The organism is Methylobacterium sp. GC_Met_3, assembly GCF_026540775.1.
In the GTDB taxonomy this organism is placed as follows: domain Bacteria; phylum Pseudomonadota; class Alphaproteobacteria; order Rhizobiales; family Beijerinckiaceae; genus Methylobacterium.
On sequence record NZ_JALNUL010000213.1, the window covers coordinates 1 to 224 of the forward strand.

General features: G+C 64.7%; 1 protein-coding gene. It reads right to left on the reverse strand.

The genetic code is table 11. From position 1 onward, the window contains the following. Positions 1-217: transposase (locus tag OXS27_RS32545; RefSeq protein ID WP_267361772.1), on the reverse strand; the 217-nt coding region annotated here is incomplete at its 3' end. Positions 218-224 lie beyond the last annotated feature (7 nt).

Here is a 224-nt window from a genome sequence, read left to right on the forward strand (position 1 = left end):
GAAGCTCGGCGACGAGCCGGCGCAGACGAGCGTTCTCGCGCTCCAGATCCTTCATCTTCCTGGCTTGATCGACCTGAAGGCCGCCGTACGCCTTGCGCCAGCGGTAGTAACTCTGCTCGGAGATCTCCGCCCCCCTGCATGCAAGGGCCAAACTCTTGCCCTGGGCAGTCTGCACCGCGATCTGGCGCGGCTTGAGCACGACCTGCTCCGCGTTCACTTCTGGC